A 1,874-nucleotide genomic window follows, 5' to 3' on the forward strand; every position below is an offset into this window, starting at 1 on the left:
TAGCTATTGACACGGTTCTCAGAGCATGACCGTCGCCGAAGCAGCCCTTAATCCGCCGCGCAGCATCGGTGAGTTAGGGCTCGGCCCGGCCGTTCGCCGTGTGATGTGGTAAGATCCGCTGTCGGCATTCCGCCGATGTTTGGGTGGGGATGGTGGATCGGAGGATGAACCATGCCTATCACCAACCTGCCTGTTCCACGTCCCAAGCCACCCGCCTGGAATCGGGGCCGCATCGTCGGTCAGAAACGCGCCTTGCTGCCGAAACACGTTTGGGCCATTCGGGTCCGCCTTGAATTGGCCGAGAAGCTTCGGGATCTGGCGCTCTTCAACATGGCCGTCGACAGCAAGCTCAGGGGCTGCGATCTGGTGCGCCTCCAGATCGCCGATGTCTTCGTCGCCGATCGGATGAAGGAGCGCACCACGATCGTGCAGAGCAAGACGGATCGGCCGGTCCAGTTCGAGATCACCGAGACGACGCGGCAATCGGTTCATGCATGGATCGCCAGTCCCGCTATGATCGGGTCGACCTATCTCTGGCCGAGCCGTTTCCACGCCAGTCCGCACATCTCGACCCGGCAATACGGTCGCATGTTGAAAGCTTGGGTGGCAGCAATCGGATTGGAGCCGAGCGCTTATGGCACCCATTCGATGCGGCGGACGAAGGCGGCTCAAATCTACAAGAAGACCGGCAATCTGCGCGCCGTTCAGCTCTTGCTCGGACACACCAAGATGGACAGCACCGTCCGCTACCTCGGGGTGGAACTGGAGGACGCGTTGACGATCGCCGAAGGCGTTGAAATCTGATCCAAGAACGGATGCCGGCCTTCACAGATGCCGGTCGGCATCCATACTTTGATGCAGGATCCGGATGACCGCGATGCCGTCGACGCCTTCGAAGAAATAAATCATGTGTGCGCCGCAGGCTGCCTTCTTGTAGCCTTGGCGAATATCCTCGGCGGAACGGACGTGAACCCTGCCGTCGGCGATGCCTGCGCTGGTCGCCTCGATATCCCTGATGTATCTGACCGCTTGATCGCGACCTCAACGCTTCAAGGTGAAATCCCAGATGTCTTCGATGTCGGCCTGTGCCGCCGGCGAGAACCGGACCGATCTAGTTCCTTCAGTCACTGGTCTTGCGCGCAACGAACGCGTCGAAGTCGAACGGCTGCGGACTTCCAGACTGCTCACCTTCGATCAAAGCGGCTCTGAGCCGGTCTACTTGCGCCTCATGCTCTTCGAGTAGGCGCAAACCCGCGCGAACGACATCGCTGGCGCTACTGTAACGACCGGTGTTCAGTCGCTCATCGATGAAGCTGGCGAAATGATCTCCGAGAGATACGGATGTGTTGCGCGGCATGGCGGGCCTCCCTGACGCTCTATACCAAAGATTGGTAGATACTCGCAAGGATGCAAGCGCAGCTGAAGGCTGGTATACCCGTCATTCAGATTTCCACTTTCGGGTTAGAAGTGCGGGACTTTCCGGACTTTCGGCGATCATACGATGCAAGTGCAGAAAGACCGGCGGGAGGTTTGCAGCGGCAGCATCCACAGTTCCGCCCCGCAGCGCAGGTCGCCACAGCGGCCATTCAAGACAGCAAAAACGGGAAGACCCATACCGTTCATTCGCTGCGCTTCGTCTCAGCGCCACCGATGCGGGATAACGTGAACTTTCGCTGCGTATGCGCCAATGACTGGTTCCAAGCAAATGATCCAAACTTGCGCACGCCGCTACACGGCAACAGCAACTGTCACCACAGCGGGAATTGGAACGTGCCACTCGGGTCCCGGTCCGTGCTTCTCCAACACCTCGGCTACGACCGCCGCCCGAATTGCTTCTGCATTTGCTACCGGCTGCGGGCGCAGCAGAGCACCCC

General features: G+C 59.5%; 3 protein-coding genes. 2 read left to right on the top strand and 1 reads right to left on the bottom strand.

Translation table 11 applies throughout. The features are described from left to right. The first annotated feature begins 171 nt into the window (after nucleotides 1–171). The gene (locus WA989_RS04325; protein ID WP_424339282.1) at nucleotides 172–804 is read left to right on the top strand and encodes a tyrosine-type recombinase/integrase; all 633 of its coding nucleotides are present in this window, start codon (nucleotides 172–174) and stop codon (nucleotides 802–804) included. Between the two features lie 316 nt (nucleotides 805–1,120). Here the strand turns inward: WA989_RS04325 and WA989_RS04330 are convergent, their stop codons facing one another. Continuing rightward, nucleotides 1,121–1,357 carry a type II toxin-antitoxin system ParD family antitoxin gene (locus WA989_RS04330; RefSeq protein WP_424339283.1) on the bottom strand — a complete coding sequence of 79 codons (237 nt, stop codon included), beginning with the start codon at nucleotides 1,355–1,357 and terminating at the stop codon, nucleotides 1,121–1,123. A 50-nt stretch (nucleotides 1,358–1,407) separates the two neighbouring features. Between WA989_RS04330 and WA989_RS04335 the strand changes: the two genes are divergently transcribed. Further along, nucleotides 1,408–1,874, top strand: a 467-nt coding sequence (locus WA989_RS04335) for a hypothetical protein (RefSeq protein WP_424339284.1), incomplete at its 3' end; no start/stop codon positions are given.

The organism is Henriciella sp., assembly GCF_049649345.1.
In the GTDB taxonomy this organism is placed as follows: Bacteria; Pseudomonadota; Alphaproteobacteria; order Caulobacterales; family Hyphomonadaceae; genus Henriciella.